The organism is Rugamonas violacea, assembly GCF_016461825.1.
In the GTDB taxonomy this organism is placed as follows: domain Bacteria; phylum Pseudomonadota; class Gammaproteobacteria; order Burkholderiales; family Burkholderiaceae_D; genus Rugamonas.
Genome location: NZ_JAEMNU010000037.1, coordinates 261,015 through 273,491, shown reverse-complemented (window position 1 = coordinate 273,491; position 12,477 = coordinate 261,015). Strand labels below are relative to the sequence as shown.

Sequence of the window (12,477 nt, the reverse complement as noted above, 5' to 3'; positions counted from 1 at the left end):
TATACGCCCGCAGCCGCGACGTCCCCGACGCCGTAGGAAGGAGCGGGAATGAGATGGCCCCGTACCCGGCCAATGAAGTCGTCGTGCGCTGGGCGGCCGCCGCGAACAGCTACTTCTTACGGGTATAGTTGATCTCCATCCACTTGGCGTTCTTGCCGGCGGCATCCGGTCCCCACATCTCCAGCGTGTGGTGGTCGTTGTCGGCGATCGTGATGGTCATGGTGTACTTGGCGCTCTTGCCCGTGGCGGGGTCGGTCATCACGCTGGTCGATTTGAGGACCTTGCCGGTCATGCTGCCGGTGCTCGTCATCATCGCCGTCCCCATGGTGTCCATCCAGGAGCCGACATAGTGCTTGGAGATATTGTCGTAACCCTGGAAGCCGATGCCGCTGAACGGCTGCCCCATGAAGGTGCCGCTGTAGTCTTCCTGCAGATAGCGATTGCCGAGTATCCATTTGCGCACCGAGGTGGCGCTGGACTCCTCGGGCGGCTTGGACGGGTCCATCCAGGAGCGCGATTTGGCGTCGAAGCTGCCGGCCAGCGGCTCCAGTTTCTTGTGCGCCTCGCCCGGCGTCGCCGCCTTCGCCATCGCCTCCATCGCCGCCTTTTCATCCGGCGGCGCGGCGGCCTTCTTCGCTTTATCTGCGGCCGGCGCCGCTGCGGCGACGGCCAATCCAACGACAAGTACCAGGTGTTGCACGATGCTGGGAACGCTCATGATGCCCTCCTCGTGACTAACGGTTGTACGGATGTTCATTTTAACTGGATAGATTGAGTTGATGTATTCTGTGGCCACCCCAACCACCGCCAAGGATCTCGCCATGCCGCAGCAGCTTTCCCTCGCTTTGCTCCGCCGCACCACCTTGGTCGCCAGCCTGCTGGCCGCCACCGCCGCGCTGACGGCGCTGCCGGCGCTGCCGGCGCAGGCCGCCGCGCCGGCCTCGGCGCAGGCGCCCACCCAAGCGAAGAAACAGCTGGACCGGCTGGCCGACGCCTTCCACGTCGCCCGCGCCAAGTACGACCCGTTGCTGTTCGCCACCGCCAACGGCGACAGCCGCTACGACGACCAGATCGGCCTGAGCATCTCGCCGAAGGTGCGCGCGCTGCAATTCGCCATGTACCGCCAGTTGCAGCTGCGCCTGCACGGCATCGCCCGCGCCGCGCTGAGCGACCAGGACCAACTGAGCTACGACCTGCTCGCCTACGAGCTCGACAGCGCGCTCAGCCTGGCGCCCTACCCCGAACACCTGCTGCCGCTCAACCAGATGGACAACGTGCCCAGCACGCTGGCCAACTACGCCAGCGGCACCGGCTCGCAGCCGCTGGCCACGGTCAAGCAATACCGCGCCTACCTGAACCGCCTGAACCAGTTGCCGGCATGGATAGACCAAGCCATCGCCAACATGAAGGAAGGCATCCGCCTCGGCGTGGTGCAGCCGAAGGCCATCACCGTGGCGATGCTGCCGCAGTTCCAGGCGCTGCGCAGCGCCACGCCGGAGGCCAGCGTGTTCTACTCGCCGGTGACGCGCCTGCCGGCCGGGTTCTCCGCCGCCGACCGGCAACAGCTGAGCGCCGCCTACCGCCACACCGTCGCCGCCAAGCTCGGCCCGGCGCTGGAACGTCTGCTGCGCTTCCTCGAAACGGACTACCTGGCGGCCAGCCGCGCCAGCAGCGGCTGGGATGCGCTGCCGAACGGCAAGGCCTGGTATCTGGCGCGCATCCAGGACAGCACCAACCTGCCGCTGACGCCGGAACAGGTGCACGCCAAGGGGCTGGAAGAAGTGGCGCGGATCAAGCAGCAACTGCTGGCCCTCGGCCCGCAACTGGGTTACGACGGCCCGCCGCAGCAACTGCCGCAATGGGTCGGCGCGCAGGACAAGTTCAAGCCCTTCCGCGGCGAGGCCGAGGTGCTCGACGCCTACCGCCAGATCTACGCGACGGTGCTGCAAAAGCTGCCAACCTACTACAGCCTGGTGCCCAAGGCCAAGCTGGAGCTGCAACTGGAACCGGAGCTGACGCGCGCCACGGCGTCGGACCACTACACGCCGTCGGCCGCCGACGGCTCGCACCCCGGCGTGTTCTGGCCGGTGGTCAACGACGCCAAACAATACAGCCGGGTCGAGATGGCCAGCCTGTTCCTGCACGAGGGTCTGCCCGGCCACCATCTGCACGCCGCCCTGCTCAAGGAGATCGGCCTGCCCGACTTCCGCAAGTTCAGCACCGAGAATCCGAACAACGCCGCCTTCACCGAGGGCTGGGCGCTGTACTCGGAAACCATGGGCAAGCAGTTCGGCCTGTACGACGATCCGGCCTACTACTACGGCCACCTGAACGCGGAGATGCTGCGCGCCGTGCGCCTGGTGGTCGACACCGGCATGCACGCGCTGGGTTGGAGCCGCGAGCAGGCCATCGCCTACACCGTCGACACGCTGGGCTACAGCGAGGCGCGGGCGCGCAACCAGATCGAGCGCTACATGGTGATCCCGGCGCAGGCGCTGAGCTACAAGATCGGCTCGCTGAAGATATTGGAGCTGCGCGGCCGGGCCCAGCAGGCGCTGGGCGACAAGTTCAGCTATCCGAAGTTCCACGAGGTGGTGATCGGCGACGGCACGCTGCCGCTGCCGATCCTGGAGGCGCGGGTCGAGCGCTGGATCGCCGCGTCGAAATAGGCCAAGCCAGGCTGCGGCCGACGCGGGTGCCATGCGCCATGCGCCGGTGGTGCGGCGGCGGCATGGTCGAAAACGCCGGCGGCCGCGCTCAATTATGATATCGTCAATGTTGCTTCTGCTTGGCCGCGCGTGATGTCGTGCGCGACACCATCGAGCATTTCCGGGAGAGCGACTTGATGGAATTCATTTTATTTATTGTTGGCGTGGTGACCTTCCGCTACGCCTGGCAGGCCAAGGCCAGCGCGCGCCAGGCGCACAAATTGATCGACGATCTGCGCAAGGAAATGGCCGGCCTGCGCGTGGACCTGGCCTCGCTGCGCGCGCGAACGCGGCAGGCGCCGGCGCCGTCGGCACAGGCCGAGGCCGACGCGGACAGCGCCGCCTTCCTCAAGCAACATTCGGCCGCCAACGACGGCGCCAACGCCGACACCGTGGCGGACCTCGCCGCGCCGCCCACCGTCTCGACGCCGCCAGCGCAAAACGCATCGTCGGCATCGGCGACACCATCAGCGCCGCCATCAGCGCCGCCATCGACACCGGCCGCCGCGTCCCGCCAGCCGCAACCGGCAGCGCCGCAGACGCCGCGCCAGCCGCCGAGCCAGCCGCCACAATGGCTGCTGGCCGCCAAGGCCTGGCTGTTCGGTGGCAACCTGGTGGCCAAGCTGGGCCTGCTGATCCTCTTCATCGGCATCAGCTTCCTGCTCAAATACACGGCCGCGCGGGTCAGCGTGCCGATCGAGTTCCGCCTGGCCGGCATCGTGCTGGGCGACCTCGCCCTGCTCGTCTGGGGCTGGCGCATCCGCACGCGACGCCCCGCCATCAGCCTGCCGGTGCAGGGCACCGCGCTGGCCGTGCTGATGCTGGTCACCTTCGGCGCCTTCCGCCTCTACCACCTGATTCCCGGCCCGCTCGCCTTCGCCCTGCTGTTCGTGCTGACCAGCTTCACCTGCGTGCTGGCGGCGCTGCAGAACGCCCAGTGGCTGGCCCTGTTCGGCATCGTCGGCGGCTTCGCCGCGCCCATCCTCGCCTCCACCGGCGGCGGCAGCCACATCGGCCTGTTCTCCTACTACGCGCTGCTCAACGCCGGCGTGTTCGGCCTGGCGCTGCTGCGCTCCTGGCGCGCCCTCAACCTGCTCGGCTTCGCCTTCACCTTCGCCATCGGCACCGCCTGGGGCGTGCTGCGCTACCGGCCGGAGGACTACCTGTCGGCCCAGCTGTTCCTGCTGCTGTTCTTCCTCTACTACGTCGCCATCGCGCTGGCCTACGCGCGCCGCCAGGCCGTGCAGTTGAAAAACTACGTCGACGGCACGCTGATCTTCGGCACGCCGATGCTGGCCTTCGGCCTGCAAGTCGGCCTGGTGCGCCAGATCGAATTCGGCCTGGCCTATTCGGCGTTGGCGCTGGGCCTGTTCTACGTCGGCCTGGCCGTGGCGCTGCGCCGCAACCGCGCCAAGTACGCGCTGCTGGGCGACACCTGCCTGGCCATCGGCGTGGTGTTCGGCACCTTGACCGTCCCGCTCGCGCTCGACGGCCGCTGGACCTCGGCCGCCTGGGCGCTGGAAGGCGCCGGCATCGTCTGGGTCGGCCTGCGCCAGCGCCAGACGCTGACCTGGATGTTCGGCCTGCTGGTGCAGGCCGGCGCCTGGCTCAGCTTCATCGGCAGCGTCAGCGGCCTGGCGCCGGCGACGGCGCTGGAGTCCAATCTGTGGCTGGGCTTCCTGCTGCTGGCCGCCACCGCCTTCCTGATGGCGACCCGCTTCCGCGCCCACGCCAACGGCGCCCAAGATGGCGACGAAAACGCCGCGCCGGGCCGCGCCTTCGCGCCGCTGGCCGGCCTGTTCCTGGCCGCAGCCACCGTCTGGCTGATCGCCGGCGCCTGGAGCGAAATCTTCCTGCGCACCCACGCCACCAGCCAAGCCAACCTGCTGGTGCTGAGCGCGCTGCTCACCGCCGTCGGGCTGGGACTGATCGCCAAACGCATGGCCTGGCCGCTGGCCTCCTGGCTGGCCTTGGCGGCGCAGGCGCTGGCCGGCGCCACCTTGCTGTCGCTGATGGACAGCGGCTGGGTCAATGCCACGCCGAACCTGTTCGACCGGCCCGTGCTGGGCGCGCTGCTGATCTGCGCCGGCGCCCTGTTCAGCAGCTGGGCGCTGATGCGCCAGGCGCACGCCGACGCATCCCGCCTGGCACCGCTGTCCAACTTGCTGCTGCTGTGGTCCGCCCTGTGGTGGTTTGTGCAGATCCTGGCGCCGCTGGCGGGCTGGCTGAGCACCCGCTACCAGCTCTTCAACAGCGGCAACCACCATCCCGACGCCGGCCTGTGCTGGTCCTTCTACATGCTGCTGCTAGCCGCCGGCACCGCGCCCATCGTGCTGGCGGCGCGGCGCCTGCAATGGCCGGCCCTGCGCTGGGCCACGCTGCCGACCTGGGTCGCGCTGGCCGCCAGCACGCTGGCCATCCTCGTCCAGCTCTATCCGGACAACCGCCTGCCCGGCGGCGAAGCCTGGCTGGCCTACGCCGCCCTGTGGCTGGCGGCCGAATGGCTGCTGCGCGCCTGGCCGGCAAACCGCTGGAGCATCGCCACCCCTGCCCTCCAGCTGCTGCACGCGGTGCGCAGCGCCGGCCCGTGGTTGATGATCTGGCCGGTGGCGGCGCTCAACATCGCGCACTGGCTACGCGACGGCAACAACGCCGAGGCGCTGCTGCTGGCCGACGCCGGCTGGCACACCGACGCCAGCTGGGCACGCTTCATCCCGGCCTGGCTGATGATGGCGGCGCTGGCCTGGCTGATGCAACGCGGCCGCGCCGGCGGCTGGCCGGTGGCGCCGCTCGCCGCCTGGTATCGACGCCGCCTGCTGCCGCTGGCCTGCGCCTGGTCGGTGCTGCTGCTGGCGGTGTGGAACCTGACGCAGGACGGCGCCATGGCGCCGCTGCCCTACCTGCCGCTGCTCAATCCGCTCGACCTGAGCAGCTGCTTCGCCATGCTGCTGGCGGTGGCCTGCTACCGCATGCTGCGCGAGGACGAGCCGGCCGCCACCAACGGCGCCCCGTCCGCGCTGGCGGCGCTGCGTCCGCGCCTGCTGATCGGCGCCGCGCTGACCGCCTACGTCTGGTTCAACCTGGTGCTGCTGCGCAGCGTTTCACACTACGCCGATATCGACTACGCTTTCGACGATTTGTTCGCCTCGCAGTTCGTCCAGGCCATGCTGTCGCTGGTGTGGAGCGTCACCGCGCTGATCCTGATGCGCTACGCCGCCAAGCGCGCCAGCCGGCCGGTCTGGATCGCCGGCGCCGCGCTGCTCGGGCTGACGGTGGCCAAGCTGTTCCTGGTCGACCTGTCCAACGTCGGCGGGGTCGAGCGCATCGTCTCCTTCCTCGGCGTCGGCGCGCTGATGGTCGGCATCGGCTATCTCGCCCCCTACCCCTCGCCCGCCGGGCAAACCACCAGCCAGGAGGCCGCATGACCGCGCTCACCGCAGCAAGCCATACGCCACCAGGCCGCGCGCGACGCGCTCTCATGGCGGCGCTGGCGCTGCAAACGGCGCTGGCGTTGCCGGCCTTGGCGGCGGCCACGCCCGGCGCCGTCAGCGACACGCCACAGGACTACGCCTGGGCGCTGCCGCTCAGCGCCAAGACCGGCCAGGGCGTGCTGCAACTACGCCTGCCGGCCGATGTTTACCTGCACGCCCGCTCGCCGCAACTGGACGACCTGCGCGTGTTCGACGCCCACGGCGCGGCGCTGCCGTTCACGCTGCAAGCGGCCCGGGGTAAGCGCCAGACCAGCCATCGCAGTCTGCCGCTGAAGATCTTCCCGCTGCTGAGTTCCACCGGCAAAACGCAGCAGCTGGACCTGGACGTGCGCACCGCCACGGACGGCCGCCTGCTGTCGGTGCGCGTGCGGCCGGAGGCGGCGGCCGGTGTCAGCGCGGCCGCCGGCGCGGTGGCGCAGCTCAGCGCCTTGATACTCGACCTGGGTCCGCCCGCCCCGGCCGACGCGGCGCCGCTGATCGACGCGCTACGCTTCACGCTGCCGGCCGGGCTGCGCGAGTACAACGCGCAAGTGTGGCTGGACACCAGCGACGACTTGAAGCATTGGGACCCGGCCGGCGCGACCGAGTTGAACTGGCTGGTCAGCCAGGACGCGCAGACGCTGGCCAACGACAAGCTGGAGTTCGCCCCGCGCCGCTTCCGCTACGCCCGCCTGCGCTGGCACGGCGGCACGCCGCTGCCGTTCGCCGGCGTGGTCGCCGAACAGCTGCTGCAAAGCGAGGCGCCGCCCTACCGCGACCAGTTGCGGCTGCAACCGGCGCCGGGCCGGCAGGCCGACGAGCTGGTGTACGCCACGCCGCCGGCCGTGTCGGCCAGCCAGGTCGGCCTGGATTTCGGCGCGCAGACCGTGGTGCTGCCGGTGGCGCTCGGCAGCTACCGCGAGCTGCCGCCGCGCCAGCTCGGCCAGGCCGGCGGCTGGCTGTTCGAGCCGGTCGCCAGCGCCACCTTCTATCGCCTCGTCCAGGCCGGCCAGGTGCGCGCCTCGGGCGAGCTCGACGTCGCACCCCGCCACACCCTGCAATGGGCCGCGCGCGGCAAAGGCATCGCCGGCCTGAAACCGGTGCTGCGTTTGGCTTGGGAACCGGCCACGCTGATCTTCCTGGCCAGCGGCGCGCCGCCCTACACGCTGGCCGTGGGGCGCGACAAGGCCGCCGCCGCCGCGCGCGAGCTGGGCCAGGTGGCGCCGGGCTTTTCCAGCGCCGAACTGCAAACGCTGGAGACGGCCAGCGCCGGCCCGGCGCAACAACGCCAGGCCGGCGCCGGGGCGGCCGCCGACGACGCGGTGGCGCAGGCCGGCGCGGCCGCGCGGCGCCGGCTGTGGGTATTGTGGGGGGTGTTGCTGCTGGGAGTGGCCGTGCTCGGCCTGATGGTGTGGCGCCTGCTCAAGCCGGCTACGACCAAAAAAGAGGAAGCGGGCGCGAACGCCGAGGGCCATGCCGGAAGGTGACGCACAGCCACGGGCACGGGCCATGGCATAGCGAAGAGGCCCCGAGGCAGAAACCTGGGGTCAGCAACTGCACTTAAAGGCACCTCGAAAAACCACCAAATTGTCGTTCCGCATCGGCGGACCGCCGCGTAGGCGGGAACCCATGCTGAGCTAGACCAGATGCGACGTATAGGCTCCCGCCTACGCGAGAGCGACGGGTTTTTGGAGGTGCCTTTAAATGATCAAGACAGTTGCCGACCCCGGCTTGCCGCCTTTGGGTGGTTTTTGCCATCGCCGGCCCGCCCGCCGCCACGACGCGCCGCCACAACCACCAGCCGGTTCAGGCCGTGTGCAACTTCATCGTCGCCGCTTCGAACTTGCCTTCGCAAATCTGCGGCATGACCAGCAGCGACTTCTCGATGGCCTCCTCGATCAGCACCTGGTCCTCGCGGCGCGGGCGGTGCAGCACGAAGTCGGCCACCTGCTGCTGCAGGCTGAGCGAGCGCGGATGGCCGATGCCGAGCCGAAGCCGCCAGTAGTCCTGCGTGCCGAGCGCGGCGGTGATGTCCTTCAGGCCGTTGTGGCCACCGGCCGAACCGCCCTTCTTCAGGCGGGCGATGCCGGGCATCAGGTCGAGCTCGTCGTGCACCACCAACACCTCGTCCGGATTGATCTTGTAGAAGCGCGCCAGGCCGCCGACCGACTGGCCGGAGCGGTTCATATAGGTCTGCGGTTCGAGCAGCCACACCTCGTTGCCGCCGATGGCGGTCTTGGCCATCAGCGCGTTGAAGCGCGTTTCGCGCTGCAGGCGGACGCCGGGCAGGCTGTTGGCCAGGTTGTCGACCAGCCAGAAGCCGGCGTTGTGGCGGGTTTGTTCGTATTCGGCGCCGGGGTTGCCGAGGCCGACGATGAGACGTATGGGCATGGTGTGCTGTCTTCGAAAATAGGCGAACGTGGGTATGAAATTTTGCGGAAAATCGGCAAAACCTCCCGCCTGCCACTGTATCGCGCGGGGGACTTTGCCGATGGCCCGGACTAAAAAAAACCCGCCAGCAGGGCCGGCGGGTTTTTCCCATCTGCTACCGCATCGCTGCGGCGGCCGAATTACTTCTTGGCTTTGGCGGCTGGCTTAGCGTCAGCGGCGGCGGCGGCTGGAGCAGCGGCTGCGGCTTCAGCGGCAACGTGGCCGGCTGGCACCGAAGCGGTGGCAACGGTCAGGTTCGAACCGTGGGCCACGGCGACCACGCCTGCTGGCAGGGTGATTTCGCCGAGGTGCAGCGAGTGACCGACGTCGATGTTCGACAGGTCAACGGTAATGAACTCTGGCAGGTCTTTTGGCAGGCACGACACTTCGATTTCGTTCAGCACGTGGCTGATGGTGGCGCCGTGCAGTTTGACCGCTGGCGACACGTCGGCGTTGGCGAAGTGCAGAGCGACTTTCATGTGCACTTTGGTGTTCGCGTCGACGCGCTGGAAGTCAGCGTGCAGAACCAGTTGTTTGTATGCGTGGACTTGGAAGTCGCGCAGCAGAACTTGTTGAACCTTGCCGTCGATTTCCAGATCCAGGATCGACGAGTGGAACACTTCTTTTTTCAGCGCGTGGTACAGCGCGTTGTGGTCCAGGGTGATGTTCAACGGCGCTTCGGTACCGCCGTAGACGATACCAGGGGTTTGACCGGAAATGCGCAGGCGGCGGCTCGCTCCGGAACCTTGCAATTCGCGTTTGAATGCAACAACTTTCATGTGATACTCCAAAATATACAGGGCTCGCGCCCCGTGTTATGAAGCCCCCGCGACCAGGGTGCTTCGAGAATGGACGCTCGCGCGTCCATGAATCCGGAAATGCACAACGGCGCTGCCGGCTAAAAGCCAGGCGCGCCGCCGTTACCGCTGATTTTTTCGTTTATTCTAGTCTGAGCTTAGTCGATAAACAGGGAGATCACGGAATCGCCCTTGATGATACGTTTGAACGTCTCGGCCAGCAATGGCGCGCAGGTCAGTTGACGAATCTTGCCGCAGGCCTTGGCCGCGTCCGACAGCGGGATCGTGTCGGTCACCACCAGCTCGTCGAGCGAGGAGTTGGTGATGCGCTCGATCGCCGGACCGGACAGCACCGGGTGCGTGCAATAGGCGACGACCTTCTTGGCGCCGCGCTCTTTGAGCACTTCGGCGGCCTTGACCAGCGTGCCTGCGGTGTCGACCATGTCATCCATGATCACGCAGTTGCGGCCTTCGACTTCACCGATGATGTTCATCACTTCGGACACGTTGGCCTTCGGACGACGCTTGTCGATGATCGCCAGGTCGCAACCGAGGCGCTTGGCCAGGGCGCGGGCGCGCACCACACCGCCGACGTCCGGCGAGACCACCAGCAGGTCCTGGTAGTTTTTCTTTTGCAGGTCGCCCAGCAGAATCGGCGAGGCGTAGATGTTGTCGACCGGGATGTCGAAGAAGCCTTGGATCTGGTCGGCGTGCAAGTCCATGATCAGGACGCGCTCGACGCCGGCTTCTTCCAGCATGTTGGCGACGACTTTGGCCGAGATCGCGACGCGCGCCGAACGTGGGCGGCGGTCTTGACGGGCGTAACCAAAGTAGGGGATGGCGGCGGTGATGCGGCCGGCGGACGCGCGCTTGAGGGCGTCGACCATCAGGATCAATTCCATCAGGCTGTCGTTGGTCGGTGCGCAAGTCGATTGCAACACGAAGACGTCCTTGCCGCGCACGTTTTCGTTAATCTCCACCATCACTTCGCCGTCCGAGAACTTCGAGACGTTTGCCTTGCCGAGAGGGATGCCGAGATTTTTTGCGACTCCTTCTGCCAACGCAGGATTAGCGTTGCCGGTAAAAACCATCAGGTTTTCGTAAGCCATTGGGAGTCCCAGAGATAGTCGATGAAAATTTTTGAAAGGTCACCAGCGGCAGGTCCGCGTGGCGCTGTACTAAGAATGACCCGCGCTGGGCGGGACCATCTGTCTTCGTCCTGACTGGAGGCCAACTTCGCCTCGACAGATTTGCAGGGAAAACGAATGGCAGGGGAACAAGGATTCGAACCTTGGTATGCTGGAATCAAAATCCAGTGCCTTAACCAGCTTGGCGATTCCCCTACGCAACTGACTGCTTGTCGTTACCGGCGATATTCTATCACCAAAATTACGCCAAGCCAAAACTTTTTTTCCTACTTACAACATCGCGGCGAGCGGGTGATGCATCAGCGCCTTGGCTTTCCAGCTTGTCCACTTGACGGGCATTTTACTCAAAACCGCGTCGGCGTCAACCTCGTTTGCCACTGCACAAAATACACATGCACCGGAACCAGTCATCCTGGCATCACCGTGGGCACTGAGCCATTCTATCGCCTCGGCCACCGGCGGGAACAAACTCGTTGCCACATGCTGTAAATCGTTTCTTCCGTAGCCCGTCAAACCAGTGTGGCTTTCTAGGTGGCTGGAAAAGTCCGCTATTATGATAGGCGGACTATCCCTTGTCAACAGCTCGGACGAAAAAACTGCCGCGGTCGGCACCGCGACGCCGGGCTCGATCACCACATACCAGCAGTCGGGCGTGCGGGTCGGCTGCAAGGCCTCGCCGACGCCCTCGGCGAAGGCGTTCTGGCCGAAGATGAAAAAGGGAATGTCGGCGCCCAGCGGCAGGCCCAGGTCCATCAACTGCTGGCGCGTCAGGCCGGCATTCCACAGTTTGTTGAGCACCATCAAAGTGGTGGCGGCGTCGGACGAGCCGCCGCCCAGCCCGCCGCCCATCGGCAGGATCTTGTCGATGGCGATGTCCACGCCGCGCGGCAAGGCGCCGCTGCGGCGCAGCACCTCGGCCTGCAGCAGGCGCGCGGCGCGCACGATCAGATCCTGTTCCGCCGGCACGCCGGCGATCTCGCTGACGCGGCAGATCTGCGCGTCGTCGCGCAGCGTGAAGTCCAGGCTGTCGCCGTGGTCGAGCAGCTGGAACACGGTTTGCAGCAAATGGTAGCCGTCGGCGCGGCGGCCGTTCACGTGCAGGAACAAATTCAGTTTGGCCGGAGCCGGGCAATTTTTCAGGCTGTTCATGGTGCGGAGTGGTTGGCGCTTGCGCGTTGCGGTTGTTCGGAGTGGGGCTGGCCGCCTCAGGAGGCGGGCTCGTCGATGACGATGCGGATCGCCATCTCGTCGACCTGGCCGCCGGCCAGGCGCTCGGCGTCGATGCGCTTGGGCCGCGACGCGGCGGCGCCCTCCTCCTGCCAGGAAACGTAGCGCAGGCGCCAACCGTCGCGCGTGGTGACGCTGTCGTGCGCCGGGCTGGCGACGAAGCGGCTGCCGTCGGCGGCGGTGGCGTAGCCCTGCAACCAGTCGCGCAGGCCGGACACCGGCAGCGCCCAGCCCAGGGTCTGCGCGCTCAGGCTGTCGATGTCGTCGGCCGTGCGCGGCGCCTTGCCGGCCTGGGTCAGCGTGGCCTGCCGCGGCGTGACGCTGATGGCGGCGATGATCTGGCCCAGCGGCGAGGCCAGGCTGACGTCGACCCGCTGCGGCGTCTGCGTCCAGTTGAACTTGCCCGACAGCGATTCGGCCTTGCCGTCGCGGCTGTAGTTGACCGACAGGCGGCCGCTCAGCTCCAGCGTGGCGCGGTAGGCCGCCACCGGCGCGCCGGACGGCGGCGCCAGCGTGGCGCAACTGCTCAGCAGCGCGCCGCACAGCAGCGCGCTTGGCAGGGAGGAAAGCAGACGGCGTATCGACATAAAAGTAGCGAAAAAAGGTGGAATCGGCCCCGGCGGGGGCGGCTTGCCTTCGGCATCACCGGCCGGCGACGGCGGGAAAACCCAGCGGCGCAGGACCGGGGGGGGGGGCC

General features: G+C 67.3%; 9 protein-coding genes and 1 tRNA gene. 3 read left to right on the top strand and 7 right to left on the bottom strand.

All coding sequences use genetic code 11. The features are described 5' to 3' along the window. Positions 1-109: 109 nt before the first annotated feature. Positions 110-718 (bottom strand): DUF1579 domain-containing protein, encoded by a 609-nt coding sequence (locus H7U20_RS08855; protein WP_199758768.1) that lies wholly within the window; start codon positions 716-718, stop codon positions 110-112. Positions 719-821: 103 nt separating this feature from the next. On the opposite strand from H7U20_RS08855, the gene H7U20_RS08850 reads away from it, so the two are divergent. The 3 genes from H7U20_RS08850 to H7U20_RS08840 all read left to right on the top strand — a co-directional run bounded on the left by H7U20_RS08850 (position 822) and on the right by H7U20_RS08840 (position 7,665). Continuing rightward, positions 822-2,669, top strand: coding sequence for a DUF885 domain-containing protein (locus H7U20_RS08850; RefSeq protein WP_199758890.1), 1,848 nt, complete (start codon positions 822-824; stop codon positions 2,667-2,669). A 176-nt stretch (positions 2,670-2,845) separates the two neighbouring features. After that, complete coding sequence (locus tag H7U20_RS08845) at positions 2,846-6,133, top strand: DUF2339 domain-containing protein (RefSeq protein WP_199758767.1); 3,288 nt, start codon at positions 2,846-2,848, stop codon at positions 6,131-6,133. Next, a complete protein-coding gene (locus H7U20_RS08840) occupies positions 6,130-7,665 on the top strand; it encodes a DUF3999 family protein (RefSeq protein ID WP_233410588.1) in 1,536 nt (511 codons plus the stop codon). Before H7U20_RS08845 ends, H7U20_RS08840 begins: the two co-directional genes overlap by 4 nt. 319 nt (positions 7,666-7,984) lie before the next feature. Here H7U20_RS08840 and pth read toward each other — a convergent pair whose 3' ends face one another. The 6 genes from pth to H7U20_RS08810 all read right to left on the bottom strand — a co-directional run bounded on the left by pth (position 7,985) and on the right by H7U20_RS08810 (position 12,367). Then, positions 7,985-8,569, bottom strand: coding sequence for an aminoacyl-tRNA hydrolase (pth, locus tag H7U20_RS08835; RefSeq protein WP_199758766.1), 585 nt, complete (start codon positions 8,567-8,569; stop codon positions 7,985-7,987). 179 nt (positions 8,570-8,748) lie between these two features. Continuing rightward, on the bottom strand, positions 8,749-9,387 hold the full coding sequence (locus tag H7U20_RS08830; protein WP_199758765.1) for a 50S ribosomal protein L25/general stress protein Ctc: 639 nt from the start codon (positions 9,385-9,387) through the stop codon (positions 8,749-8,751). 176 nt (positions 9,388-9,563) lie between these two features. After that, positions 9,564-10,514 (bottom strand): ribose-phosphate pyrophosphokinase, encoded by a 951-nt coding sequence (locus H7U20_RS08825; protein WP_199758764.1) that lies wholly within the window; start codon positions 10,512-10,514, stop codon positions 9,564-9,566. 157 nt (positions 10,515-10,671) lie between these two features. After that, positions 10,672-10,748, bottom strand: a tRNA-Gln gene (locus H7U20_RS08820). Positions 10,749-10,823: 75 nt separating this feature from the next. Continuing rightward, positions 10,824-11,702 (bottom strand): 4-(cytidine 5'-diphospho)-2-C-methyl-D-erythritol kinase, encoded by an 879-nt coding sequence (ispE, locus tag H7U20_RS08815; protein ID WP_199758763.1) that lies wholly within the window; start codon positions 11,700-11,702, stop codon positions 10,824-10,826. A 56-nt stretch (positions 11,703-11,758) separates the two neighbouring features. Next, positions 11,759-12,367, bottom strand: a complete 609-nt coding sequence (locus tag H7U20_RS08810) for an outer membrane lipoprotein LolB (RefSeq protein WP_199758762.1) — start codon at positions 12,365-12,367, stop codon at positions 11,759-11,761. Positions 12,368-12,477: the final 110 nt, after the last annotated feature.

Coding starts and splice junctions, on each gene's coding strand:
- H7U20_RS08840 (WP_233410588.1), top strand. CDS start 6,130: ATGACCGCGCTCACCGCAGCAAGCCATACGCCACCAGGCCGCGCGCGA.
- pth (WP_199758766.1), bottom strand. CDS start 8,569: ATGCCCATACGTCTCATCGTCGGCCTCGGCAACCCCGGCGCCGAATAC.
- H7U20_RS08845 (WP_199758767.1), top strand. CDS start 2,846: ATGGAATTCATTTTATTTATTGTTGGCGTGGTGACCTTCCGCTACGCC.
- H7U20_RS08810 (WP_199758762.1), bottom strand. CDS start 12,367: ATGTCGATACGCCGTCTGCTTTCCTCCCTGCCAAGCGCGCTGCTGTGC.
- H7U20_RS08855 (WP_199758768.1), bottom strand. CDS start 718: ATGAGCGTTCCCAGCATCGTGCAACACCTGGTACTTGTCGTTGGATTG.
- H7U20_RS08830 (WP_199758765.1), bottom strand. CDS start 9,387: ATGAAAGTTGTTGCATTCAAACGCGAATTGCAAGGTTCCGGAGCGAGC.
- H7U20_RS08850 (WP_199758890.1), top strand. CDS start 822: ATGCCGCAGCAGCTTTCCCTCGCTTTGCTCCGCCGCACCACCTTGGTC.
- ispE (WP_199758763.1), bottom strand. CDS start 11,702: ATGAACAGCCTGAAAAATTGCCCGGCTCCGGCCAAACTGAATTTGTTC.
- H7U20_RS08825 (WP_199758764.1), bottom strand. CDS start 10,514: ATGGCTTACGAAAACCTGATGGTTTTTACCGGCAACGCTAATCCTGCG.